This is a genomic window from Streptomyces sp. NPDC048196, from assembly GCF_040652715.1.
In the GTDB taxonomy this organism is placed as follows: domain Bacteria; phylum Actinomycetota; class Actinomycetes; order Streptomycetales; family Streptomycetaceae; genus Streptomyces; species Streptomyces siderophoricus.
The window spans coordinates 107,150-131,643 of sequence record NZ_JBEZMM010000002.1 but is presented as its reverse complement, the minus strand read 5'-3'; the positions used below and the strand labels follow the sequence as shown (position 1 = coordinate 131,643).

Annotated in this window: 22 protein-coding genes and 1 pseudogene; 9 read left to right on the top strand and 14 right to left on the bottom strand. The window is 69.3% G+C overall.

All coding sequences use genetic code 11. The features are described from left to right. Positions 1-88 precede the first annotated feature (88 nt). Both AB0E02_RS04240 and AB0E02_RS04235 read right to left on the bottom strand, forming a co-directional pair. Complete coding sequence (locus tag AB0E02_RS04240; RefSeq protein ID WP_362136110.1) at positions 89-499, bottom strand: hypothetical protein; 411 nt, start codon at positions 497-499, stop codon at positions 89-91. Positions 500-890: 391 nt separating this feature from the next. Continuing rightward, positions 891-1,472: a TetR family transcriptional regulator gene (locus AB0E02_RS04235; protein WP_362135797.1), complete on the bottom strand. Its 582-nt coding sequence runs from the start codon at positions 1,470-1,472 to the stop codon at positions 891-893. 156 nt (positions 1,473-1,628) lie between these two features. Here AB0E02_RS04235 and AB0E02_RS04230 point away from each other — a divergent pair, with 156 nt between their 5' ends. The 4 genes from AB0E02_RS04230 (at position 1,629) to AB0E02_RS04215 (ending at position 5,661) form a co-directional block, all read left to right on the top strand. Continuing rightward, on the top strand, positions 1,629-1,979 hold the full coding sequence (locus AB0E02_RS04230) for an antibiotic biosynthesis monooxygenase family protein (protein WP_362135795.1): 351 nt from the start codon (positions 1,629-1,631) through the stop codon (positions 1,977-1,979). A gap of 139 nt (positions 1,980-2,118) precedes the next feature. Then, positions 2,119-2,505: a VOC family protein gene (locus AB0E02_RS04225; RefSeq protein WP_362135793.1), complete on the top strand. Its 387-nt coding sequence runs from the start codon at positions 2,119-2,121 to the stop codon at positions 2,503-2,505. A gap of 187 nt (positions 2,506-2,692) precedes the next feature. Then, positions 2,693-3,121 carry a DUF4267 domain-containing protein gene (locus AB0E02_RS04220; RefSeq protein ID WP_362135791.1) on the top strand — a complete coding sequence of 143 codons (429 nt, stop codon included), beginning with the start codon at positions 2,693-2,695 and terminating at the stop codon, positions 3,119-3,121. A 245-nt stretch (positions 3,122-3,366) separates the two neighbouring features. Further along, complete coding sequence (locus AB0E02_RS04215; protein ID WP_362136108.1) at positions 3,367-5,661, top strand: serine/threonine-protein kinase; 2,295 nt, start codon at positions 3,367-3,369, stop codon at positions 5,659-5,661. 334 nt (positions 5,662-5,995) lie between these two features. Here the strand turns inward: AB0E02_RS04215 and AB0E02_RS04210 are convergent, their stop codons facing one another. Further along, a complete protein-coding gene (locus AB0E02_RS04210) occupies positions 5,996-7,159 on the bottom strand; it encodes a hypothetical protein (protein ID WP_362135789.1) in 1,164 nt (387 codons plus the stop codon). A gap of 237 nt (positions 7,160-7,396) precedes the next feature. Between AB0E02_RS04210 and AB0E02_RS04205 the strand changes: the two genes are divergently transcribed. Continuing rightward, positions 7,397-7,753, top strand: coding sequence for a DegT/DnrJ/EryC1/StrS family aminotransferase (locus AB0E02_RS04205; RefSeq protein ID WP_362135787.1), 357 nt, complete (start codon positions 7,397-7,399; stop codon positions 7,751-7,753). Positions 7,754-8,048: 295 nt separating this feature from the next. Here AB0E02_RS04205 and panD read toward each other — a convergent pair whose 3' ends face one another. Continuing rightward, entirely contained in the window at positions 8,049-8,468 is a 420-nt protein-coding gene (panD, locus tag AB0E02_RS04200; RefSeq protein ID WP_030413541.1) for an aspartate 1-decarboxylase, read from the bottom strand. Between the two features lie 277 nt (positions 8,469-8,745). After that, positions 8,746-10,443: pseudogene (locus AB0E02_RS04195) on the bottom strand (DUF885 domain-containing protein). 224 nt (positions 10,444-10,667) lie between these two features. On the opposite strand from AB0E02_RS04195, the gene AB0E02_RS04190 reads away from it, so the two are divergent. Next, positions 10,668-11,042 carry a hypothetical protein gene (locus tag AB0E02_RS04190; RefSeq protein WP_362135784.1) on the top strand — a complete coding sequence of 125 codons (375 nt, stop codon included), beginning with the start codon at positions 10,668-10,670 and terminating at the stop codon, positions 11,040-11,042. Between the two features lie 271 nt (positions 11,043-11,313). On the opposite strand, the gene AB0E02_RS04185 is transcribed toward AB0E02_RS04190, so the two are convergent. The 4 genes from AB0E02_RS04185 to AB0E02_RS04170 all read right to left on the bottom strand — a co-directional run bounded on the left by AB0E02_RS04185 (position 11,314) and on the right by AB0E02_RS04170 (position 14,726). Further along, positions 11,314-11,469: a hypothetical protein gene (locus tag AB0E02_RS04185; protein ID WP_362135782.1), complete on the bottom strand. Its 156-nt coding sequence runs from the start codon at positions 11,467-11,469 to the stop codon at positions 11,314-11,316. Positions 11,470-11,603: 134 nt separating this feature from the next. Then, a complete protein-coding gene (locus tag AB0E02_RS04180) occupies positions 11,604-11,891 on the bottom strand; it encodes a hypothetical protein (RefSeq protein ID WP_362135780.1) in 288 nt (95 codons plus the stop codon). 982 nt (positions 11,892-12,873) lie between these two features. Continuing rightward, a complete protein-coding gene (locus AB0E02_RS04175) occupies positions 12,874-13,593 on the bottom strand; it encodes an alpha/beta hydrolase (RefSeq protein ID WP_362135778.1) in 720 nt (239 codons plus the stop codon). Between the two features lie 515 nt (positions 13,594-14,108). Further along, positions 14,109-14,726, bottom strand: a complete 618-nt coding sequence (locus AB0E02_RS04170; RefSeq protein ID WP_362135776.1) for a TetR/AcrR family transcriptional regulator — start codon at positions 14,724-14,726, stop codon at positions 14,109-14,111. Positions 14,727-14,820: 94 nt separating this feature from the next. Between AB0E02_RS04170 and AB0E02_RS04165 the strand changes: the two genes are divergently transcribed. Next, a complete protein-coding gene (locus AB0E02_RS04165; protein ID WP_362136105.1) occupies positions 14,821-15,249 on the top strand; it encodes a nuclear transport factor 2 family protein in 429 nt (142 codons plus the stop codon). Beyond that, entirely contained in the window at positions 15,246-16,106 is an 861-nt protein-coding gene (locus AB0E02_RS04160) for an NAD(P)H-binding protein (RefSeq protein ID WP_362135774.1), read from the top strand. Before AB0E02_RS04165 ends, AB0E02_RS04160 begins: the two co-directional genes overlap by 4 nt. Positions 16,107-16,263: 157 nt before the next feature. Here the strand turns inward: AB0E02_RS04160 and AB0E02_RS04155 are convergent, their stop codons facing one another. Beyond that, positions 16,264-17,490 carry an MFS transporter gene (locus AB0E02_RS04155; protein WP_362135772.1) on the bottom strand — a complete coding sequence of 409 codons (1,227 nt, stop codon included), beginning with the start codon at positions 17,488-17,490 and terminating at the stop codon, positions 16,264-16,266. A 287-nt stretch (positions 17,491-17,777) separates the two neighbouring features. Beyond that, positions 17,778-18,686, bottom strand: a complete 909-nt coding sequence (locus tag AB0E02_RS04150) for an aldo/keto reductase (RefSeq protein ID WP_362135770.1) — start codon at positions 18,684-18,686, stop codon at positions 17,778-17,780. Positions 18,687-18,756: 70 nt separating this feature from the next. On the opposite strand from AB0E02_RS04150, the gene AB0E02_RS04145 reads away from it, so the two are divergent. Then, a complete protein-coding gene (locus tag AB0E02_RS04145) occupies positions 18,757-19,749 on the top strand; it encodes a helix-turn-helix domain-containing protein (RefSeq protein ID WP_362136103.1) in 993 nt (330 codons plus the stop codon). Positions 19,750-19,991: 242 nt separating this feature from the next. Here the strand turns inward: AB0E02_RS04145 and AB0E02_RS04140 are convergent, their stop codons facing one another. The 3 genes from AB0E02_RS04140 to AB0E02_RS04130 all read right to left on the bottom strand — a co-directional run bounded on the left by AB0E02_RS04140 (position 19,992) and on the right by AB0E02_RS04130 (position 24,250). Next, positions 19,992-21,233: a serine hydrolase domain-containing protein gene (locus AB0E02_RS04140; protein ID WP_362135767.1), complete on the bottom strand. Its 1,242-nt coding sequence runs from the start codon at positions 21,231-21,233 to the stop codon at positions 19,992-19,994. A 58-nt stretch (positions 21,234-21,291) separates the two neighbouring features. Beyond that, on the bottom strand, positions 21,292-21,774 hold the full coding sequence (locus tag AB0E02_RS04135) for a hypothetical protein (RefSeq protein ID WP_362135765.1): 483 nt from the start codon (positions 21,772-21,774) through the stop codon (positions 21,292-21,294). A gap of 169 nt (positions 21,775-21,943) precedes the next feature. After that, positions 21,944-24,250 (bottom strand): tetratricopeptide repeat protein, encoded by a 2,307-nt coding sequence (locus AB0E02_RS04130; protein WP_362135763.1) that lies wholly within the window; start codon positions 24,248-24,250, stop codon positions 21,944-21,946. Positions 24,251-24,494 lie beyond the last annotated feature (244 nt).

Genomic DNA, 24,494 nt, shown 5'->3' with positions numbered 1-24,494 from the left:
CCTCACCTATCGATGAAGGAACTCCCCGCGTACGGGAACGTTAACGCCGGCTCTTGGCGACCTTCGGCTCCAAGCCCCGAGTGATCAACTAGGAGTTCGAGCGCAGCCCCAAGGCACTGTGCTGAACCAGGCCCGCAGGGGCACCGGCAGAACCCGACTCCCGACGCGACACCAGCTTCGCGCGGAGGTCAGGCGCTGGTTCCCCAAGCACGATGGCACTGAGTACCAACTCAAGCATGATGCAGTCGTAGGCATCGTCCGTGCCCCCATAGCGCTCAGAGTCACGTTCAACCACGGCACTGACGATCCGCCAACCACCGCCATCAACCGGCGCGAAGGTCGCCGCGAAGACTCCGTAACCGGTCCAGCTTCGGTGCAGGAGGACGACCTCGTCCTCTGCGAAGACGTTCCACTTCTCGTCCATGTCCCGCGCCGCGTAGCCACGCTGGATCTGTTCCCAGTCCTCATCTGACCAGATTCGCTGGGGCAGCTGCGGCATCGGCTGAGGAGCCGATATCGGCTGGGCACGACCGGAGAACGTGGACCGGGTTACGCGTTCGTCAGCAGGCATGGAGTGATCCTACGGACGAACCCGAGCGTCAGAGAATCCCGTCCCCCAAGGACCCCATGGCGAAACGACCTGTAACACCGGCTAACACAATGAGCTGGTTCGGCCCTGCTGGCCGTCTCCATGGCGGGAGTTGAGCGTTCCGACGGTGTGGGGGTACGGGGCCCGGCGATCTGCGGCTGCTCCGTGTGGGCCCCCGGCTGCGTGCCCGCCGGCGTCATGATGCTCGGCGACAAGTCCCGCAAGCCGCAGAAATGATCCTTTCAGCTTTCCCATTGAGGGCACCCGCCGTAGGTCGCGGCGAGTGCCCTCGACGCGCTCTTCAGGGCGTGGGGGCGGTGAGATACCGCTGGACCGTGGGTCCGAGCCAGTCCACGATCTCGTCGCGGTCGAGCGCCACGCTCGCCGGGAACCGCAGCACGTAGCGCGTCAGCGCGAGCCCCAGCACGGTCGAGGCGCACAGTGCCGCCCGTGCCGGCGCCTGCTCCGGATCGGGGCCCACCTGGCGGGCCAACGGGATCAACTGCTCGCGCAGCACGCTCTGCATGCGATCGGCGGCGGCCGTATCGGTGGCTCCGACCCGCATCAGCGCAGTGAGCTCCCCGTTCCCCTCCCACAGGGTGAGGAAGTGGCTCACCAGCGTACGGCCGATCGCCTCGCGCGGTTCGAGGGGCAGGTCAGGCAGTCCGGGGTCGATCGCGACGGCAGCTGCGAACAGGCCCGCCTTGCTGTCGTAGTAGCGCATCACCATCGACGGGTCGATCTTCGCGTCGCGCGCGATGGCCCGGATGGTCGCCTTCTCGTAGCCGTCCGCCGCGAACCGCTCGCGGGCCGCGGTGAGGATCGCTGCGCGGGTTGCGTCGGAACGCCGTACAACCTGCTGGTTCTCCGTGGTGCCGATCATGCCTACAAATGTATGCCAACGACTGTTGACAGTCCAGGGTCGCGCCCTTACGTTTGCCAACGCGCGTTGCCAACAAGCGTTGCCAACACATGTTGCCAACGCTTGTTGTCTAGATACCTCTGAGCGGACAACCAACAGCGAGAGGACGTACCCGAAATGGCCAAGCTCCAGAGTCTCGACCCGCACACGCCGATGTTCGCGCAGTTCCAGGAGAAGGCCGGGCCCATCGTCCTGGCCAACACCTTCGTCGTCCCGAAGGACAGGTACGCCTCGTTCCTGCCCCTCTTCCGGCGGCAGGCCGAGTTCATGAAGGCTCAGCCGGGATTCGTCTCCCTGCAGATGCACAAGGGGACGGCGGACAGCCGGCTGCTGATGAACGTCGCGGTCTGGGAGTCGACCGAGGCACTCGCCACGGCGTTCGGCAGCCCGGAGTTCCAGCGCATGGCAGCCGAGTTCCCCGACGACATCGTGTCCTACCCGCACATCTTCGAGCAGATCGACGTATGACGCGGCAGCTGTAGCCAGGGGAGGCAGCCGGAGAAACCCAGCCCTCCCCTGGGCAGTCACGCATCCCCGCCATGCCGCGGGATCGCCGAGTCCGCAGACCAACCCACCACGCGTAGCCCGTCCCTGACGAGGAATCCCAATGGCCGTGGAACGGAATCACACCATCGTCCCCACCCGTGACCCACAAGCCTCGGCGCAGTTCCTGGCCGACATCCTCGGCCTGACCGTCGATCCGCCGGTGGCGCACTTCACGCCCGTCACGCTGGCCAACCAAGTCAGCCTGGACTACGACCAGATGAACGACTTCGAGCCGCACCACTACGCGTTCATGGTCAGCGAGCAGGAGTTCGACGCCGCACTCGTCCGCATCCGGCACGGTGGAATCACCCACTACGGCGATCCCGCATGCCGAGAGATCGGACAGATCTATCGCGGTAAGCGCACCGAAGGCCGCAGGGGCACCTACTTCCACGACCCCGACGGACATCTCATGGAGATCTGCACCCCGGGCAGCACAGGGCCGTGAGGCCGACGGCGGCCCAGCGGATCACGGCTGCGCTGGTGGTGGCGGGATGGCGTTCGTAGTCGCGGACGAGGCGGCGATGCGCGATCAGTCACGCCAGGGCCCGTCATCTTGCACGTCATCGGCCGCCCAGCTACGGCCGCCGCGAAACCCTGACCCATCCCAGGCGGAACATCGAAGGAGAAGCACCATGTCACTGAAGAACGTCAACACCGTCCTGGCCACCGCCTGCGCCCTGTTCGTCCTCTACCTCGGGCTGTCCTTCATCCTGGCCCCGGAGGCATCCACTCAAGGTGTTGGCCTACCCAACTGGCCCGCCGGCAACGGCGATGGCTTTCTCATCATGAAGGGCACCCGCGAATTCTCGATGGGCCTGGTCCTCGGCATCCTGCTGGTGACGGGCCACCGCCGCGCCCTGGGCTGGGTTCTGCTGATGGAGGCCGTCGCTCCGTTCGGCGACATGATCAACGTCTTGGCCCATCACGGCTCCATCGCCGCCGCTTTCGGCATCCACGGCCTGACCTCTGCGCTGATCGCGATCACCGGCCTGCTGACCCTCCGCGAGACCAGCAAGGCCCATCAGGCGCCCGCCCTGGCAACCGCCGCGCAGCCCGCCTGACAGCTACAAGCCCCGCAGGGGGTGGCCCGGCCATGTGGCCGGGCCGCGGTGCGGGCGATGATCGCTCGCACCGCCCCCGCGCGCAGATCGCCGCGGAGAAGTCGCAGCACTTCGAGGAGATGCTGCAGAAACTGACGGGGCGGGGGGAATGTCAGGCACAGGCGCTGGAGCGGCTAGTTTGTGTGCAGGACTGGTACGCAGGCCCGTGGTGGCAGAGGTGCACGGGGGACAGGGGGTCGGGAAGAGTGTCGCTGCGCGAAGGTGATCCAGCCGAGATCGGTGGTTATCCACTTGAGGCCCGGCTCGGCTCGGGTGGCATGGGCACGGTCTTTCTGGCCCGTACGAGTTCGGGGCGTCCTGTCGCGATCAAACTGATCCACCCGCAGTTCGCGGCGGACGACGAGTTTCGCACCCGGTTCCGGCAGGAGGTGGCGGCGGCGAGGCGGGTGAGCGGGGCGTTCACCGCCGCCGTGGTCGACGCTGCCCCTGAGGCCGAGCAGCCGTGGATGGCGACGTCCTATATCCAGGGGCCCACGCTCGCCCGGCGCATCGCCACGAAGGGCCCGCTGAGCGGAGCGGAGCTGAGGCGGCTCGCCATCGGGCTGGCGGAGGCGTTGCGGGACATCCACCGGGTGGGGGTCGTCCACCGTGACCTGAAGCCCTCGAACGTCGTGCTCTCGCCCGAGGGCCCACGCGTCATCGACTTCGGCATTTCGCGCGCCGTGGACCAGCAGACGCTGACGGTTACCGGGCGGGTCATCGGTACGCCGCCCTTCATGTCGCCGGAGCAGTTGCAGGCGCCGCGTGATGTGGGGCCGCGATCCGATGTCTTCTCGCTGGGGACGCTGCTGGCGTACGCAGCGACGGGCCACGGGCCCTTCGACGCGGACAGCCCATACATCGTTGCGTATCAGGTGGTGCACGGGGAGCCGTCGCTCGAAGATGTGCCGGTGGCCTTGCGCACGGTCGTCGAGTCGTGCCTGGCCAAGGAGCCCAACGGGCGCCCCTCGGCGGACGAACTCCTCGTGCTGCTACGGGACCTGCCGGCCGACCTCGGCCAGACCGACGCGTGGGGAGTGGACGCGGGCCGCACCCGCGACATGGTCACCCAGCACCACTTCGCGACGCCGGCCACCCCCACGCCGGCACCCCCGACGCCGGCACCCCCGACCACCACCGCGGCCGGACTCGACACGGGGAGCACCGAAACGGGGAGTGCCGAAACGGGGAGCGCCGACACTCCCATCGGCCGCCGACCGCGTCGCCGATGGCGTCCCGTGCTCGCGGCTGCGGTCGCGGTCACGGTGGCAGCGATCGGTGGAGGAGTCGCCGCACTGACGGCGGGCGGCTTCAGGGGGAACAGCGGCGACGACAAGGGCAACAGCCTTGCGGCCCCGGGTGCCGCACTTCCGGACGGCTTCGAGCGGTGGCACAAGACCGTGCCCGGCGGTCGCCCGGACATCCCCGACGAGCTGCGGTGCGTCGCGCGTGGCGACGCGCTGTTCTGCGGGGGCGGCAGTGTTGTCGCGACCCGTATCAGGGCCAGGGACGGCTCGCGGACGTGGACGGTGAAGAGCCCCGGCGTCCCCGCCAACGGCATGCACTTGGTGGGCGCCACCGACGACACGGTGCTCGGTTACCGCTTCGCCGCCCAGGACACCCCGCAGGCCCCTCGCAGCGAGGTGGTGGCCGTGGACGCGAACAGCGGACGGGAGCTGTGGTCCGTGCCGTCCGGCGCCCAGTCGACGGCCGTCACCGGTCGAACGCGGGACGCCATTGTGGTCGGTTCCGACGTCGTGACGGTCGATGCTTCCAACTCCCGCTTCGAGGCCCGCAACGCGCACAGCGGTCAGGTCGCATGGACGTCGCCATTCCCAGCGGGTACGCAGTGCGCTCCCGTCCCGGTGGGCCCACAGCTCGTCGCGATGTGCGCGAAGGATGCGGAGGTGGATGCCTTTGCAGTGCGCCACCCCACCTTGTACCCGGTCGACCGCGCCTCGGGGAAACTGGGCAGGCCCATCGCGGTCAACGGCCCCGCCGTGCCGATGGGCACCGCCGACGGCAGGCTCGTACTCCTGCAAGTACGCCTGGGCGGAACGGAGCTGGACCGCTACAACGGGGTGGCACGGGTCGACACGGCCTCGCAGAAGGTCACGTACTCCCGACTGGCCAAGACATACACGGGGACGCCCGGCATGGCGGACAGCACCGTCTACGTGAGCGGGCAGACCGGTCTCGTCACAGCACTCGACCCCGCGACCGGCCGGAAGAAGTGGTCGCGGCAGACTGACGTGGAGGGCGCGTCGGGTCCTGTTGCGGGAGCCGACGCCCTGTATTTCAGCTCGGCCACCGGCCGGGTGGTCGCACTGTCGCCGGACGATGGCAAACCCCTGTGGACAACAGATCCGCAGGCCGATGGGTTGACGGGCGAGATGGACGTAAGCCCGCGTGTGACTCTTGCGGGGCGTGCGGTGATCGTGGCCGCGGCCAAGAACACGCTCTTCGCCTTCGACGCGCAGAAGCCGCCGAAGTCGGGCTGACCCGGGTGTCTGGACGGCGGCTGCAACATTGCCATGTTGTGTTCACCACCGAGCGCTTCACGCACATCATCCTGCGCGTGGGGCCGGTGGAAGTGGCCATCAACGGTGTCCCTGACGGTCGACCGACGGCCGAGGAGTGGCCCGCGTGATGGCGGACCGGGTGCGGGCAGTGCTGGATGGGAAGAAGCCCACCGCCCGGGTCGACTGATCCACACCCCACCACCGCGCCCCCGCCGACATTGACGACACTCTTGCACCCAGTCCGCCAGGTACGACAAGGCCGGATCACCAGACGGGCCGTCCAGTCTGTTGGGTCCGCGAGTTCGACGTCGGACTAACGTGTCTGACCGGTTCGGGAGAGTGAGGGAACGGCGTCAGTCGTGCCCTCCCGGGCCCGCGCCAGCTCGGCCGCATCGTGCTGGAACGCCCAGGACATCTTCGGCTCCATCACGTATCGGAACACCCGCCGTACCGGCCGCGTGCACAGCAGGGTGATCAGCGTGGCGGCCAGCACCGTCACCACGACCTCGCCGACCGGCGTGCGCACCCAGGGGAGAGTGTCGTACCAGCCGGACCAGCGTGCCACCTTGATCGCGAAACCGTGCAGCAGATAGCCGTACAGCGTGCCCGCGCCCAGCTTCGTGAACCACGTCCGCCGCCGCGGCACCAGGGCCAGGAAGCACACGGTGAGCACCAAGGCGCAGCCGAACAGCGCGAGTTCCATGACCGGGGAGACCCACGCCGGCATGCCCAGGTCCTGTACGGCGTTGTTCTGCCGGAACCATGCGGAGTTCATGCGCGGCGCCGCCCAGTACGCGAAGACAACGGCGCCCAGCACCACCGGCGCTGCCGCGACGCGGATCGCGCGCTGCCGCAGCAGGTCGAAGTGGGCCGGCTTCAGGTGCAGTCCGAGGACGAAGAAGGGCAGGAACTGCAGTACCCGCCGCATGGCGAAGTCGTTGCCGACCTGAGGTGAGGCCGCCGCGAGCACGGCGATCAACAGCGCCAGTGGGACGGGCCAACGCACGAGCTCCCAGACAGGGGTGGTCAACCGCCAGATGAAGAGAGCTGCCAGGAACCAGTCCAGGTAGTACGGGCTGGTGAGGCTGATCGGCTCGTTCGGGGAGTCGTGCACCCAACGCTGGAAGTAGGCGTAGAGGACCTCGAACACCACGTACGGCACGGCGACACTGGTGATGAGCCGCTTGAGCTTGGCCGGGCTGAGGTCGAATCCACGGGAGAAGTAGCCGGAGATGAGGACGAACGCCGGTATGTGGAAGGTGTAGACGGTCATGTACAGCGCCATCGCCGCCCGGCCGCCGTGGGTGAGCGGCTCCCATGTATGCCCCATGGCGACGAGGACGACCGCCAGGTACTTCGCGTTGTCGAAGAACGGGTCTCTCCCGCCGGACTTGGGGTCGATGCGTGGGACGGGATCCTGCCGCCCCTCGGGCGCCGGGTTCACAGTACGTTCGAGGGGTATGGCCGCGCGGAACATTTGAGGCACCCTAGCTGCACAGCTGTAATGGGTAAAACCGTCCACACGACTGATCCATCGTCCGTCCATCCGATTCGGCGCAACGACAGGCCGATTCATGCGTTCCGCCGGCTTGATGCCTCCTCATCTGCCTCAATGGAGGCGTGTACGCGGCGAACTGGGCAGGCCGTTGTCGCGCTACGGCGGAAGAGCCGCTCCGGGCATCGGATGCCGCCCGGGCGACGGTGCCGCCGCGAGATGCCCACCAGCCACTCACTGGCCCCCTCCGCCGTGTCCGGCACGGGCCTGAAGCTGCGGATCCACCCGCTGGCCGCAGCCCTCGCACGCGCTCAGCTCTCCCGCCTGGACAGCTACCTCGCCGGGCGGCAGGCTGCCATCGCGACCCGCGTGTGCGCCGCGCTGGACGGGGTACCAAGAATCCGCGTGCCGTACGTGCCTGCCTCGGCGCGGCCGCCGTGGTACGTGCTGCCGCTGCGATATGAGTCAGCCGAACTCGGCGGGCTGTCGCTCCAGCGGTTCCTCGGCACCGTGCACGCCGAGGGCGCCACCATGGCCCACCAGCCGGCCTCGACGTGCCCGCTGAACACCCACTGAACACCCACCCACTGTTCCAGCATCCCGGGGCCCTGCTGCCTGGCTACGCTCGCCACCACCAGGACCCCGTGCCGGGGTGTTCCAGCCAGCCGAGCACGTGCACGCCGTGGCGGCAGCTGGTCGGCAAGGCCGAGCGGCACGAGGGGGTCCCGACGGCGGCCGGCTGGTGTTCCCCGCGGGCGCGTGCCACACCAGCCCGGCCACCCTCGGCGAACTCACCGTCCAGCTGACCACCCGGGATGGGGGGCCGGCCGCGCCCCGACCGTGATCGCTCTCGATTTCCGGCCGCGGACCCTCAGACCGCCGAGGCCCTCGGGCTGCGTGAGGTACCGCTGCCAGGCACCGGCTCGGAGGCATCGGCTCCCAGGGCGACGATCCGGTTGTCCGCGTCGACATGCACGACCTTCGGGCGCAGCGCACGGGCCTCGGCGTCGTCCACCTGGGCATAGCTGATCAGGATGACCAGATCCCCGGGGTGCACCAGATGCGCCGCCGCTCCGTTGATGCCGATGACACCCGAGCCCCGCTCGCCCTCGATGACATACGTCTCCAGGCGCGCCCCGTTGTCGATGTCGACGATATGGACCAGCTCGCCGGGCAGCAGGTCGGCGGCCTCCATCAGCGCGGCGTCGATGGTGACCGACCCCACGTAGTGCAGATCGGCCTCGGTCACCGTGGCCCGATGGATCTTGGACTTGAACATGGTGCGCAGCACAGCGTCACACTCCTGCCAGAGAGAGGGTCGCGCCCTCAGCGGAGGTGCGCGCCGACCACGCCATGCTACGCGGCGACGCCCCGGGCCTGCGCTGCGCGCCCAGGTACGTCCACTGGTAGGGCCGACACCCCCGGCCAGGCTCGCCAGGCCCGTCATGGGCACAGCGGAACGGTGCACCCTGCGGGACCGGCGAGGCTCGTCGTCCGGATGGCGGGGCGGTGACGCCACCGAGGTACCCCGCCCACGCTCCGTACTCAGTACTCCGTACCCAGACCCGTTAAAGCGACGCGAGGTCGTCGGCCAGGTCGGCGAGGCCGAGGGAGCCCTGGGTGAGCGCCTTCATGTGCCAGGTCCGCAGGTCGAAGCCGGGGCCGAGGCGGCGGCGGGCGGCGTCGCGGCCCTGGAGCCAGGCGCGCTCTCCCAGCTTGTAGCCGATGGCCTGGCCGGGCCAGCCGAGGTAGCGGTCGATCTCGCTGGTGCGGCGGGTGGCGTCGCTGCCGTGGTGGGCGGCCATGAACGCGGTGGCGAGGTCCGGGGTCCAGCGTGCGCCGGGGTGGAAGCCGGAGTCGGCCGGGATGGTGAGTTCCAGGTGCATGCCGATGTCGACGATCACGCGGATGATCCGGAGCATCTGCTAGTCCAGGTAGCCGAGGCGACGGGCGGGGTCGGTGAGGAAGCCCAGTTCGTCCATCAGACGCTCGGCGTACAGGGCCCAGCCCTCCTTGTTGGCGCTCACCGCGCCGAGGGTGATCTGGTAGCGGCTGAGGTGATCGACGGCGGCGGTCCATCGGGCGGTCTGCAGGTGATGCCCCGGGACACCCTCGTGGTACCAGGTGCTGACGATCTCCCAAGTGGGGAAGGTCTGTTGGCCCGGAGTGGGCAGGTAGGTGCGTCCGGGGCGACTGAAGTCGAGGCTGGGGCCGTTGTAGTAGGGAGCGCCCGAGCTGCCCGGGGGCGCGATCCTCGTCTCGACCCGGCGGAGCGGGCCGGAGATGTCGAAGTGGGTGCCGTCGAGGGCATCGATCGCCTCGTCCATGATCTGCTGGAGCCAGGCTCGGATGTTTTCCTCGCCCGTGATGGCGTGGCCGTGGTGGTTCAGGTGGTCCATGGTCTCCCGGACGGTGGCGTTCGGGAGGATCCGGCGGGCCTCTGCCTGCATCTCGGCGACCGTGCGGTGGAACTCCTCCCAGGCCCACGCGTACGCCTCGGCCGGCTCCGGACCGGCGCCGATGGCCCAGCGGGCCGAGCGCAGGTAGCGCTCGCGGCCGACGGCGTCCGGGGTGCCGTCCGCGGCGGGCAGGTAGGTGCCGCGCAGCCAGTCGCGGAAGCCGGCCACCGCGGTCGACGCCCGGTCGGCCGCGGTGTCCAGCTCGGGCCTGAGCCGATCCGGACCGGCGGCCACGAACTCCGCGAACCAGCTTGCGCCGTCGGCCTCCTGGCCTGTCCAGGCCGCGAGCTGCCCGATGACGGCCTGGACCTGCCGGGGCGCGCACAGCAGCCCGCGGGCGATGCCCTCCGTCAGGGTGGCCCGGTAGCCGTCCAGCGCGTCCGGCAGATTGCGCAGCCGCCCTGCGACGGTCGCCCAGTTCTCGTCGGAGTCGGTGGGCATCAGCGTGAAGGTGCTCCGCACCTTGTGCAGAGGCGAGCTGACGTTGCGCAGCTCGCGGAATTGGTCACCCGCCTCGTGCAGGGCGAGTTCTGCGGTCAGTCGTTCTCGCAGCAGGCGTGCGCAGTTCCGTTCGGCGTGCTCCCACACCACGCCGTCCTGCTCGGCGTTCCGCTCGCTGGCATCGAGCGTGGAGAGCGTGCGCCGGGACGCTTCGGCGAGTGCCGCGAAACCGTCCGGCGACAGATCCGGTTGCCGGTCGTCCTCGGGGTGCAGGCCGAGTCGGGTCGAGGTCAGGGGGTCGAGGGCGGCGACCTGCGCGACGTGGTCGTCGGCGATCCGGCGCGGAGTGCTCGCGTTCTCGGGCATGTCCCCATGCTGGCCGACCGTGTCGACGGCGTCAGCCGGCCGCCATCGGCTTTCGGCCGACGCACGCCGCGGTGAGGGATCGGGGCCCTGTGCGAGCTCGTCCGCCGGTGCCGGATGTCGCGTTCATGGGGCTGCTCGTGCCCCGCCGGGCGCATCGCTCCGAGGGGTGACGCCGGCCGAAATGGACGCGTCGGGTGAGGTGTGAGCGAGCGTAGGCTGCCCACATGATCGTCCGCTGTGTTCAGATCCTCAGCCCGACGAGCGGTGAGGTGGTCAGTGACCACCCGGGGATCCGGACCGGCGTGGAGTATCCGGTCCTCGAAGTGATCACCACCGTGGGTGGGGTGCTGCTGCGGATCCCTGAGCACCCCAACGTCCCGGCAGAGCGGGAGACTCCTGGCTTGTGGGATGCGGCAATGTTCACCGTCATCAGCAACCGGCTTCCCGACTGCTGGGTCGCAGAGTTGGGAAACGGCCAGCTGACGCTGGCACCGAAGGAATGGCAGCGCCCAGGCTTCTGGGACGACTACTTCGACGACGAGCCGTCTGCCTGCGCCGAGTACGAACGTCTGCGGGCGGAGATCCTCTCGCAGGCGTAAGCGCGTAGTGACGCTTTCTGGTCCTTGACCAGTCATTCGCGGTGGGGTGGGGGCCGGTGGCCGGGGGTCGGGAATCTGGGGTACACCGGCGGTCGGCTGGTGAGCTGCGCGACGTTTTGCGATCCAACAGCACCCAACTCGCCCGGATTTGCCTAACCGCGGCCTTCTGCAACACGCTTTGGTGAGCAGGCCAATTGAGACGACCTATAAAGCCAGCCGGGTGGTGCTGGTGCTGGTGCTGGAAAGGCCAGCGTCACCCGGCAGACTTTACTTACCGAGCGGCAATGGAGATGGTCCCGACCCCGCCGGCCCGTTTGTTCGCCGCGTCGGCTTCCTGATAGGTGAAGTAGTCGCGGACCGTGCCATCCGGGAGGTGGAGTCGGTAGACAGTGGGCTGCGGTGTCGTCCCGCCGCAATTGCATGCCATGATCGCGATCCTTTCCGTAGCTTCGTCGAAGTATTGGTTCGCTGGTGCTGCATGGTCCTGTCATTCCGGAAGCGCGTTCCGGTGAGTGGCCGAGCTCCGCACTTGCTCGCGCTAACCGCTCTGTCTGCCAGCGTTCAATCAAGCCAGCGTGAAGCGACTCCTGCGACATAGGAGAGACACAAGGCGGTCGCCGTGAGGTGGAACCATGAAGAGTCTTCCCACCATTGGGCGGACGCGGCCACCGAGGCTCCGACCCAAGTGCTGGTGCACCAGCAGCAGTTGACGAGGTAGGTGACCTTGGATTCGTCACCGAAGCGGTCCGCTATCCATATCCTGAAGCCGGCCGCGAGTGTGTCCTTGGCTATGAAACGAGTAATGCGGCAGGTGGCACCCAGGGAAAGCAGAAATCCTGCGAGGTTCACGGTCCTCCTGTCCTTTCGGCGCGACCGGTCCCGACGTACGCGCGAGCCGTCCTACCAAGGCGTCTCGCCCCTGCGTGGGTCCGCGTCCGTCAGGTTCGGGGCTCTCAAGTCAGCGCCGTCGTAGGCATCTGGGATTGGGGTGTGTGCCGCTTCTTCCGGCCCGGAGCCGGGGGCGGAGGGAGCGGCCGGGGGCAGTGCGGGCAGGTTCAACGAGCCCCAGGAAGGGCTGGTCCTCGCCTGCCTTGGCTCAAGACGAGTGGGGCCACCCGTGGTTCCGCCGTGCCACCGAACGGAACCCGAACTCAAGGCTCCCTCACCCCGAAAAGGGCACACCCTCGGGCGCACGCACGCACGCTCGCATGCCATAGGCTGCCCAGCTCCGGAGAGGGATGGGCAGCCCACCGGTTCTACCTCCAGTAACCCACCGGAGTGACACTGCCTGCAACGAGCTTGACGCCAATTCATCCGAATGGCCGAGCAGATCAGTGCATCGCCCCGACGTTCCGCCCCCACCTGGGCCGAGTGCGCTGTCCAACGTCACGCGAAAGGCGAGACGGATCCTGCCTCGATACGCAGGAGCGGAGCGGGTAGTGGTCCGGCGTTCGGGACGGCGCGCTGACGTCTCACTGCTCGGGTAGCCGGTTGCGGTTGGCGACCGGCTGCTCGAACTCTTCGTGGGGGCGCCCCGCATGTCGTCCCCGCGCCCGCGGAGGTAGTTCGGGTGGCAAGGTCGTCCCAGACAACGAGCTCCACCGAGGTGGGCCGGCCCCCGAGGCCACCGAGTCCAGCGGCGACCCCGCGGGATGCTACGGGGCCGAGCGCCGCCCCGACCGGCCGGTACCGCCGGTGGCCGGTACCGTCGCGATCGGGGCGGTTGTGCATCGGCTGGTCACCGCCGTTGAGGAGGGCCGGGGACTGTCCTCGTTGAGCGGCATCCTGGCCGACAGCGCCTACCGTCTGCCGCCGGCCTGACGGCCCGACCTCACTTCAGGTGCCGGCCGAAGAACCGGTCCCCGTCGTCCACCTCGAACCACGGCGTACCGGCGTGCCCGCCCATATTGGCGTGCAGCGTCTTCTCCTTGGAGCCGAAGGTGTCGAACAGGTCCAGGGCCCGTTGCCGGGGGTTCCCTTCGTCGTCCCACTGCAGCAGGAACAGCAGCGGAATGGTGACCTGCCGGGCCTCCTCGCGCTGGGCGCGGGGCACGTATCCCCCGGCGAAGAAGCCGGCGGCCGCGATGCGCGGTTCGACCACCGCCAGCCGGATGCCGATGGCGGTCATCCCCGAGTACCCGACCGGGCCGCCGATCTCGGGCAGCGAAAGGAGGGCGTCCAGGGTGGTCTGCCATTCCGGGACCGCCTTTTCGACGAGCGGGACGATGAAGGACTCGAAGATCTCGTCGACCGGCTCGCCGGCCGCCATCGCCCGGCGGAGGTCGGCGCGAGCCTGCTCATCGACGGCGGAACGGGGCCGTTCGCCGTGGCCGGGGTGGTCGATGGCGGCAACCGCGTAGCCGTAAGCCGCGGAGTGCCGGGCCCGGGCCACCAGCCGCGGTTCCCGCTTGTGCAAGCCGCCGTTGTGGCCGATCAGGATCAGCGGGGCCGGTGCGGATCCAGACGTCCACAGGGTGCCGGGGATCTCGCCGAGGGTGAATTCGCGCTCAAGGACGCCGTCGTCGAGGCGCTGTTCAGACGTGAATTGCATGGTCGTGCCTTTCGGGAGTGCTCTTGAACGGCGCTCCCGGACGACCTATCGCCCGACCGTGACCCCGGAGGGGAGCACCCATGTCGATACTGCGTTCACGGGTACCACCTCCTCGTTCTCTCGCACGGCCGCCGGGAGATTAGCAGTGGTCGCCGTGGTTCGCCAACGGGGTTTTGACGTACGACCCGATAAGGCCGGTACCGCCGATGACTGCGAAGGATGACTGCGACCTTCATACGTCACCTTTCATCTCGCGCGCCGACAGGTCCTGCATCCAGATGGGGACGGTGCGGTGCGCGGCGCACGCGGACCATAAGGCGTCAAGGCGTCAAGGCGTCAAGGCGTCAAGGCGTCAAGGCGTCAAGGCGTCAAGGCGCGGATATCGGCTGATCCGGGCCGGGCTTGAGGAACCTCTCCCCCGGCAAGCAGCACGGCTCCGGCCTGGGGCCCGCGTGTCCGCCTGTCCGCGTCGAGGGCGGCGGCCGCGGCCCGCGGCCCGGGGTCCGGGCGTCGTTTCAGTGTTCGTCGGCCGGTTCTCGTTGAGTGCGGGCGCCGAGGGTTCCGGCGATGTAGTCCGCCAGGCGTTTGCGCAGTACCTCGCGTGGCACGCCCTTCTCGCCGGCCAGGTATTCGACGAGGTCGGCTCGGGTGGCGGCGAGGAGTGCGTGGGCGGTGAAGTCGGCGGAGTCGATGGTGGCCGGTGCCGGGAGCTGCTTCAGCAGGTCCCGGAGCAGGGTGTGCCAGTGCTCGTAGTGAGCTGTCCGGTAGGGGCTGTCCGCGCCGGTCGCCTCCAGGGCCAGTGCGAGGTGGCGGTTGTCGAGCTTGAAGCACAGGACGGCATCGAGGAGGGCCGGTACGCGCTGAAGGGGTGGCGTGGCGGGTCCCAGCGGCGGCGGGCCCGCTTCGACGGCGCTGCTGAGGGGTTCGAGTCGCGCCTCGCACAGGGCGCGGATCAGCGCGGTGCGGTCGCCGAAGGCGCGGAAGAGGGTCCCCTTGCCGACGCCGGCCGCTGCCGCGATGTCGGCCATGGTGACGTCTTCGGGGCTCCGGCACTGGATGAAGAGGGTGTCGGCGGCCGCGAAGACGGCTGCGCGGTTGCGGGCCGCGTCCTTGCGTGGCTTGCGTTCAGGCACGGGGACCTCCGTGTTGCGATACGGACCGGCGGTCCGTATCGTTCGTGCGAGAGAAACGGACCACTGGTCCGTATCGTACGGGATGGAGAACTCCATGGTCGCCACCACCTCACCGGCGGATCTGTACCGCCACAGCCTGCGCCTGCTGCTGAACAAGGACATTCCCGCCTGGGTCGACCTGTGGGCCGAGCACGGCGTGATGGAGTTCCCCTTCGCTCCCCCGGGCTGGCCCCAGCGACTGGAGGGCCGTGCCGCCATCGCCGCCTACATGCGCGACTACCCCGACCACATCGACCTGCACGACTTCCCCGACGTGCGGATCCACCGGACCACCGACCCCGGAACCCTTGTGGTCGAGATGCGCGGGGTTGGCCGGATGGTCGAAACGGGCGACCCCTTCGACATGACCTATATCGCCGTGGTGACCGTCCAGGATGGGCGCTTCACCTCCTACCGGGACTACTGGAACCCCCTGGCCGTCCAGGCGTCCGGCCTGAACTTCGCCGGGAGCAGCGTCCGATGACCGCCACCGGCACCACCTTGGTCATCGGGGCCACCGGCACCACGGGCAGCCGTACCACCGCGCAGCTGATCGCCGCCGGCCACCGAGTCAAGGCCGCCAGCCGTCGAGCCACCCCGCTCCCGGGCGCGGAACCGGTCCGCTTCGACTGGTACAACCCGGCCACCTTCGGCGACGCCCTCACCGGAATCGACCGCGTCTATCTCGTTCCGCCCGTGGGCGACCCGGATCCGGCCGCCGTCATGCTGCCCTTCCTCCAACAGGCCCGTACCGCCGGCGTACGCCGTGCCGTACTCCTCAGCGCCTCGGCCATCCCCGCTGGCGGGCCGGCGGTGGGGGCGGTGCACCAGGCCCTGCCCGGCCTGTTCGACGAGTGGGCGGTGCTGCGGCCCTCGTGGTTCATGCAGAACTTCACCGGCACGCACGCCCATGCCGACAGCATCCGCGAGCACGGCGTCATCCTGACCGCCGCCGGGGCCGGCCGGGTCGGATTCGTCGACGCCGACGACATCGCCGCCGTCGCCGTACGTGCCCTGACCGACGACCCGCCGCCCGACACCGACCTGGTCCTCACGGGGCCGCAGGCCCTCAGCCACGACGACATCGCCGCGATCGTCACCCAGACCACCGGCCGCCCCGTGACCCACCGCCACCTCACCTACGACGAGCTGTGCAATCGGCTGGCCGCGGTGATGCCACCGGAGTTCGCCACCATGCTGGCCGACATGGACCGCGCCATCGCCGGAGGAGCCGAGGACCGCATCACTGATTCCGTGCAGCGCGTCACCGGGCGCCCCCCGCATGGCTTCCGGGCGGTCGCCGTACGGGAGTTGTCTCTCCAACGAGCTCGGGCACGGTAGCGATGAGACATCGAGCTCTCGATCGTTGATCATGGTTGTGTGGTGGGGAAGGCGCGATGCGGCGACCTCTGCTCGCCCAGCGAGGCTGCACTGTGAGCCCAGGTGTGCGCCTGCGGACGCTGGCTGACGTGGTCGATCATCTCGGGGTCCCTGTGCGTCAGGGCCGCTCCCTGCAGTCCGTATCGGGGAGGCGTTCGGCGAAGCGCGCCCCTATTGCGAGGACCATGAGAACCGCGGTGCATCCACCTAGCAGCATGACCGTGGACGGCGAGGTGCGGTCCAGGACGACTCCCCCTACGAGTGCACCCATAGCGAACGTTGCCTGGAAGGAGGCGGTGAACAGGACCGACGCCGCTTCCGGGGCATGTGGTGCCGCCTTGGAGAACCAGGACTGGGATGCAACTGGCACAGCGCCATAGGCGATGCCCCACACGATCAGCAGTATCAATGCGCCGGCATCCCAACGGCCCAACGCTGGAAGCAGGAGGGTCACCGCGGCGATCAGGCCGGCCGCGAGACCGAAGACGGTCCGGGGATACCGGGCCACCCAGGCACCGCCCAGGAAGTTTCCGAGGATGCCGCCGGCACCGTAGAGCAGCAAGAATGCAGTGATCAGACCGCCGCCGGCGTGGGTGACCTGTTCCAGGAATGGGGTCACGTAGGTGTAGGTGCCGAAGTGAGCCAGCACAACAAGGAACGTCAGCAAGAGTGCAAAGCGTGTGTTGACACCGCGGAGCATGCCGCCCAGGACGCCCAGTCGTGTGGCCTGGACCGGAGGAAGCGGCGGCACGAGCAAGAACAGCATGACCAGGACGCCGACCGTGAGAGCTCCCATGACGGTGAAGGCCGTTCGCCATCCGGCGAGATCTCCGATGAGGGTGCCGGTCGGCACGCCGAGGACGGATCCCAGCGGGACGGCAGAGAAGATCACAGCAGTCGCCCTGCCGACCGAGGCCGGTGGCACCAGTCGTTCCGCCAACCCCGCCCCGATCGACCAGAAGCCGCCGATCGTGACGCCGACCATGATCCGGGAGATCAGTACGAGCGAGTAGTCGGGGGCCGCGGCGGCAAGGAAGTTCGCCAGTGCCAGCAGGAGCATGAATGCGCACAGCATCAGCCGGCGGTCGAAGCGTGCCGTGGCCGCGGTGACCAGCGGAGCGGCGAGAGCCGCCAGGAAGCCGGGCATGGTCATCATCAGTCCAGCCATCCCGTCCGAGACGGTGAAACTGGATCCGATCGAGGTCAGCAGACCGATCGGCAGGATCTCGGTGGTGACGATGGCGAAGATCCCCAACATCACCGAGACCACGGCCAGCCACCCCATCAGCGAGGATCGAGCGGGTAGCAGTTGGCCGTTGACTGAAGCGGTGGTGGCTATCGGCATGGTGTCCTGTCCTGTGAAGGCAGCGCGTTTTGCCCTCAGTGCGGCAGGCTTCCTCAAGAGGTGGCTGGCAGGTCTGCGACAGCACCCTTGCCTTCATGGGTGAGGTCGCATACCCGCCGACAACGTCCCACGCAAAGGAAGTGCCTTGGTCCTGGAGGAGCCGTACCACCGCTCATAGTGGCTCGCCTGGTACACGGTGCTGATCCCGCTCCCCTCCAGGCCCCACACCCTGTGTCGCGGCAGAGCGATCAGGAGAAGCGGACCACGAGGTCATCGGGGTGACTTGGTCATGCGGTTGGGTGGTGGAGGGAGTCCAGGACGGCCAGTTCGTCCTCGGAAAGGCGCAGAGAGCCGGCCGCCACGTTCTGGACGAGATGGCCGAGGTCGCCGGTGCCGGGAATGGCCAGGACGTGAGGGCCGCGGTGCAGCGTCCACGCCAACCGGACCTGGGCTGTGCTCACCCCGCGGAGGCGGGCGATGGCGTGCACCCTGCTGCTGTCGTCGGCAGGGGCGCCGGCCATGCGTCCGCTGCCGGCGATCGAGTAGAACGGCACGAACGCGACGCGTTGTTCACCGCAAACTCGCAGGAACTTCTCCTGTTCGGGCGAGGCGCCGATGCCGTACATGTTCTGGACGCAGACCACCGGTGCGATGGCCTGGGCCTCGGCGAGGTGGTGGGGGCGGACGTTGGAGAGGCCCAGGTGGCGGATGAGTCCGGCGTCGCGCAGTTCGGCGAGCGCGCCGAAGCGGTCGGCGAGGGAATCGGTGCCGACGATGCGCAGGTTCACCACGTCGAGGTGGTCGCGTCCGAGCTGGCGCAGGTTCTCCTCGACCTGGCCGCGAAGCTGCTGGGGGGTGGCGTGCGGCAGCCAGTTGCCCGAGGGATCGCGGCCGGGTCCGACCTTGGTGGCGATGACGAGATCGTCCGGGTAGGGCGCGAGGGCGCGGTTGATCAGCTCGTTGGCGGAGCGCAGCGGCGAGAAGTAGAACGCGGCGGTGTCGAGGTGGTTCACGCCGAGCTCGACCGCCCGGCGCAGCACCTTGATCGCCTGGTCGCGATCGCGCGGGACGGCGTCGGGCGCGAGCGCCTCGCCGTGCTGGGGCAGGCGCATCGTGCCGAAGCCGATCCGGTTGACCGTGCGGTCGCCGAGCTTCCAGGTGCCCGATGCCGCTGCGGTGATCTTCTGTGAGGTCATGGCGGGATGATCGGTGCACGGTAGCCTGGCGGGCCATTGTTTAAGGCATGCCTGAATCCATTGAGGGGCGATTGTCGTGGCGGAGCTGGCGTTCTCGGCGAACGATCTCGCCGAAGTGCGGTTCGCCGTCTCCCCGATGTGGGAGGTCGCGCCCAGCTTCCGGCTGCTGACGTCGAACACGGCGCATCCGGTCCACCGGTCCTGGGTCGAGCACGTGCGGCCACGCGTGAGGGCCGCCGGCCTGGACCGAGGATGGCTTGCCGAGCTGATCGGGCCCGCCGGCTATGTGCCCGACTTCCTCAACCCGGCCCCCGCCGGACCGGCCCCCACACCGGCGGCAGAGTGGGATGCGATCCGGGCCTCGCCCGCCGACCGGGTACGTCAGGACCTCGACCACCTCGCCCGCCACCAAGGACATCTCGGCCCCCGACTGCGGACCCTGCTCGCCGACCCGCCCTCCCGCCTGACCAAGGTCACACAAGAGATCGCAACCTACTGGGAGTTGGCCCTCGCCCCTTACTGGGCACGGATCAGGGCCCTACTGGACGCCGACATCTTCCACCGGGCCCGAACGGTCGCCGAGCACGGCGCGGGCCACCTCTTCAACGACCTGCACACCTCGGTGAGCTGGGACGACAACACGCTCAGGCTGCTCCGCCGGAAACGAGACATGCCCCGCCCATCCGCAGGCGCCGGACTGCTGCTGATCCCGTCCGCGTTCACCGGCCCCGGCCTGCGCACCCGGGTGCGACCGCCGGACCCGCCGCAACTCGCCTATCCAGCACGGGGTATCGGCACACTATGGGAGACGCGGCCTGCCATCGGCCCCTGTGCCCTCGCCCCCGTCCTCGGCCGCTCACGAACTCTGCTGCTGAGCGAACTGGAGACCCCGGCCTCCACCACCGAACTGGCCCACCGAACCGGGCTGTCGCCGGCCGGGGTGTCCCAATACCTCACAGCACTGCGCAACGCGGGTCTGGTCAGCGCCCATCGCGCCGGCCGTTCCGTCCTCTACGCCCGCACCACTGCCGCCGAAACCCTCCTCAAAGCCGCCTCCTCCTGAAGGTCTGGACGTCAACCCTCGAAGGACTCCCTGGAGCCGACCGCTGGGTCGTGTCCGACGGGTGGCTGTTCGATGCCCGTTGGTGCCGCTCGATGGATGGTGATGGCGTGCCTGCCTGTGGGCGCCCCCTGGGTGTCTGGATCGCTCAGGCCGGGGCGCCTCAAGGGATCTCTCATCCACCAGCAGCCTGAGTCGGCTGCCGCGGATGGAGACGGGCCTACCGGGGCGCCGCCGGGTCAATATCAGTCGTCGATTGCTTGGTAGAGCGTGGTCCAGAAGTCGTGCATCAGGTGCACCGAATGCGGGACGGACGCCCCGACCTGGGTGAGCAGGATGCCGGTGAGCTGGTTGGCGGGGTCGGCGTAGGTCGAGGTGCCGCTTCCGCCGTCCCAGCCGAACTGGCCGATGGGCGCGTAATCGCCGCGGTAGGCGCGGACCGCCATCCCCAACCCCCAGCCGCCGTGCTGCCCTTGACCGAAGGAGATATGGACGTTGTCGCGGGCCAGAGCGGTGCGGGCGGCGTTCTGCTCGGGCGTGAGGCGGTTGGTGGTCATCAGCTCGACGGCGGCCCGGGAGAGGATGCGTTCGCCCCGGTGCATCCCGCCGTTGAGCAGCATCCGGAAGTAGGCGTGGTAGTCGTCGGCGGTGGAGACCAGCCCACCGCCGCCGCCCGGAAACGCCGGAGGCGAGCTCCACCGTCCTCCCTCGGCCTCGTCCCAGACGGTGAACTCTCCGGTCTCCGGGTCGGGGGCGTAGAGGGTCGGCATCCGGTCGATCTTGTCGGCGGGCACGTGGAAACCGGTGTCCTTCATGCCCAGCGGCTCGAAGATGCGCTCCCGCAGGAACGTCTCGAACGACTGGCCCGTGACCCTGGCGACGAGCACGCCGACCAGATCGCTGCTGATCTGGTACTGCCAGCGCTCGCCGGGCTGATGCATCAGCGGAAGGGTGCCCAGGCGGCGCATCCACTCGTCCGGCTCGGGCATCGGTGTCGGCAGATTGGGCGTGAGCCCCTGCTCGAAGACCGCGCCCATGATCGGGGTGCCCAGCACCGTCATATCCATGCCGAGCCCGAACGTGGAGGTCAGCACGTCCCGTACGGTGATCGGCCGCCGCGCCGGCACGGTGTCGTCCAGCGGGCCGTCGATCCGCTTCAGCACCTGCCGGTCGGCGAGTTCCGGCAGCCACGTCTCCACCGGGTCGTCGAGGCGCAGCCGACACTCGTCCAGCAGGACCATCGCCGCCGCGATCGAGACCGGCTTGGACGTCGAGGCCATCCGGAAGATGGTGTCCCGGCGCATCGGCGCGCCCCCGTCATGGCGCATCGTCCCGACCTCTTCGACGTGCGTCTCACCGCCCCGGCCGACCAGGGCCACGACTCCGGGAATCTTCCCGGACTCGACATGCCGTGCCAACACCTCGCGCATCCTGCGCAGCCCTGCTTCGGAGAAGCCGCTCTGCTGGTCGGAAAGGGTGGTGGACATGGTGGTGTGCTCCTTTGATGGGAAAGTTGGAGGGGGAATGGATGGTGAGGGCGGATGGTCAGCAGCCGAGCCGGTCGGCAATCACACCCAGCACCTGCTGCAGATCGCGGGACATGCGGGCGTGCAGGCCGATCTCGGCGATTCCGTCCGTGAACCCCGGATGGTCGGGCAGGACCCGGTGGACGCGATGGGTCACCCGGGTGCCTGCGGGGCAGGCGGTGACGGCGTGCACCCCGGCGTACCAGCTCTGCACCGCCATCCTGGACCGGGCCCGGTCCACCTGGATCTCCACCGGCTCCACCGGCCCGGCGAGCTCGGCGCGGTAGGCACCGGTGCCGGCCCCGGCCACGACGGTCATCGCCCCCTGCCGTGCCGCCGAGGCCCTGGCCAGCACCAGCAGGTTGTCATCGCCGACCCGCCCCTCGGCGACGGCGAGCAGGAGCTCGGCGACCGCTGCGACGGGCGCGGCGAGCGTCCCTTGGACTTCCCACGGGGCGGGCAGCGCGTCCAGTTCGGCGAGAAGGGAAGGCGTCGTGTGCATGGCCAGGAGCCTCGCCGCCGCGGCCGGTCCCGGGCCACCCGTGCCGCACCTTCCGGGACGCGGGACATCTCACCGAGCGCCGGCTGACCTGCGCTGTCACTCCGACGGACGGCTGGTGCGCGGGTGTCCCGGGACGGGACGGGACACCCATGCAACCCCTGGGACAGGCTCAGGACACCTGGGTCAGACCTGAACGCGCCGCGGCAGTGAGGTAGTTGAGGTCATGTGCGGTGGCGATCTCCAGTGCTGCCTGGAAGTGCTGCGCCGCGGCGGCCCGGTCGCCCGTGGCCAGGCATGCCTCCGCGTACGGGAGGAGGCTGCGTACCCTCCGATGCGGCTCGCCGGCCCGTTCGAGGATCCGCATGGCCTCGGCGTGCCTGGCCGATGCCTCCTCGGCGCGGCCGAGGTGGCACAGGGCGACGGCGGTGTCCGTGAGGCTGGCCGCCTCGAAGATCGGATGCCGTGTCGCCCGACTGAGCGCCACCGCCCGCTCGGCGTGGTCGAGGGCGGTCTGCGCGTCGCCCAGTCCCAGTGCCGCCCGGCCGAGCACGTCCAGGCACACGCGCTCCTTCTGCCGGTCCAGCCCGCGCGCGGTCTCGATCACCTCCGAGACGACCTCGCGGGCCTCACCGTACTTCCCCAACTGCACCAGCGCCTGGCCGAGGACGGTGCGCACCCGCACGCGGGCGGCGGCCTCGCGGGGTGACAGCATCCCGGTCGCCTGGCGCATGAGCTCGACGGCGCCTTCGGCGTCCGCGGCGTACAGCCGGATCTCCGCCAACTGCTCGAGGGCGACGGCCTCGCCGACGATGTCGCCCTCCTCGGCCATCAACACACGGGCCACCTCAAGCTCCGACACCGCCTCCGCCAGCCGGCCTTCGCGCATCAGCGCGGCGCCCAGCAAATACCGGTGCGAGGCGAGCATGCGGCGCTCACCGAGCCGTTCGGCAGCGGGCATGCTGGCCTCAAGCCCGCGGCGCAGCTGCGCCATGCCACCGCGCCGTGCGTGGGAGATCAGGGCGAGCTGTCCCAGCCCGACCGCCGGCGCGTCGATGCGCAGCTCCATGGCGAGCGAAAACGTCGCGGTGAGGTTGGCCCACTCGGTGTCCATCCAGTCGACGGCTGTGTCGTGGTCGGCGAGGTCGGGAAGAGCGGGAGGTGGCTGCGACACGATGACCGGCAGGGAGATGACGATTTCGACCAGCCTTTTCACGGCCAGCATGCCACTCAGGTAGTAGTCGCCCAGCCGGGCGATCGCCGGCACGGGATCGGCCGCGGCATCTTCGGCACGAGCAGCCTGCCGAAGCAAGTCGTGCATCCGATATCGACCCGCCGCCGGCTCCTGGACCAGATGGACGTCCACCAAGTCCTCCAGCAGCGAACGGGCGTTGGCCAGCGGGACCCCGGCCAGGGCGGCCGCGGCGTACGCGTCGATGTCCTCGCCCGGCACCAGCCCCAGCAGCCCGAACATCCGCCGCTGGGCCGCGTCGAGCTGCCGCAGCGACATCTCGAACACGTCCGACACCGCCAACTCGCCCTCGCGCAGCCGCTCCACCAGGGTGTCCAGCGTCCACGCGGGCCGGTGCCGCAGTCGCGCGGCGGCCACCCGGATGGCGAGCGGCAGGTTCCCACATCGGCGCAGCACCTCGCCGACGTCACCGGACCGAGCGCCGCCCGCGGATTCGACGAACAGCTCCGCCGCCTCCTGGGTCGGCAGCACGTCCAGGGAGATCGGCTGGACCCCGTCCAGCTCCACCATCCGCCGGCGACTGGTGATCACCACGAAGCTCCGGCCGGCGCCGGGCAGCAATTCGCGCACATGATCCGCGTCGGCGGCGTTGTCCAACAGCACGATCGCACGCCGCGTCGCCAGCTCCGAACGCCATAGCGCGGCCCGCTCGGCGACCCCGTCGGGGATCCTGCCGGGCGGCAACCCGAGCGCGGCCAGCAGCACCCGCAGCGCCTCCGCGGGCTCGACCCGCTCCCGGCCCGGAGTGAACCCGTGCAGGTCCAAATAGAGCTGGCCACCGGGGAAGTCGGCGGTCAGCAGATGCGCGGCGTGCACGGCCAACGCGGACTTACCCACCCCGCCCATGCCGTCGATCGCCACCACCGAGGTGTTCCGCGCGGCGCCGAGGAGGGCGTCCAACTCCGCCCGGCGCCCGGTGAAGGCGGTGATGTCGTGCGGCAGGTCATTGCGCACCGACGGAATGGCAGCCGCGCTCGTCCGGGGCCCGTCCTTGGCCCGTTCCCACACCTCACGCATCGGCCGCGGGTCACGACCGGCTGCCTTGCACAGCGCCACCACCGTCGGCCAGGGCGGAACGGCCTGCCCGGAGACATAGCGCGACAGCGAAGAGCTGCTGACGTGGACCTCGCGGGCGAGCTCACGCAGACTCCGTCCGGTCACGTCACACAGCTGCCGTAGCGTCCCTGCCAACTCCTCGTGCACTTTTCCCCCTTGCTCCAGTTTCACGCGCTGATCCTAGAGGGATCGAAATCGGCCAAAGCTGGCCCAGGACCGACCGTCCCCGCGTAGCTCACGGACGCGCACAGTCACAGTCCGTTGGCTTCGTCATCCGTGGGGCGGGGCGGGGGGGGTGGCCCAGGCCGTCGCGGCTGCTGAACTCAAGTGTCCGGGACGCGGACCCGGTCCGTGACTCCGTACAGCAGGCCCCCTTGCCGGTCGGCCCGCGTGGACGTCACGACCGGAACCGCAA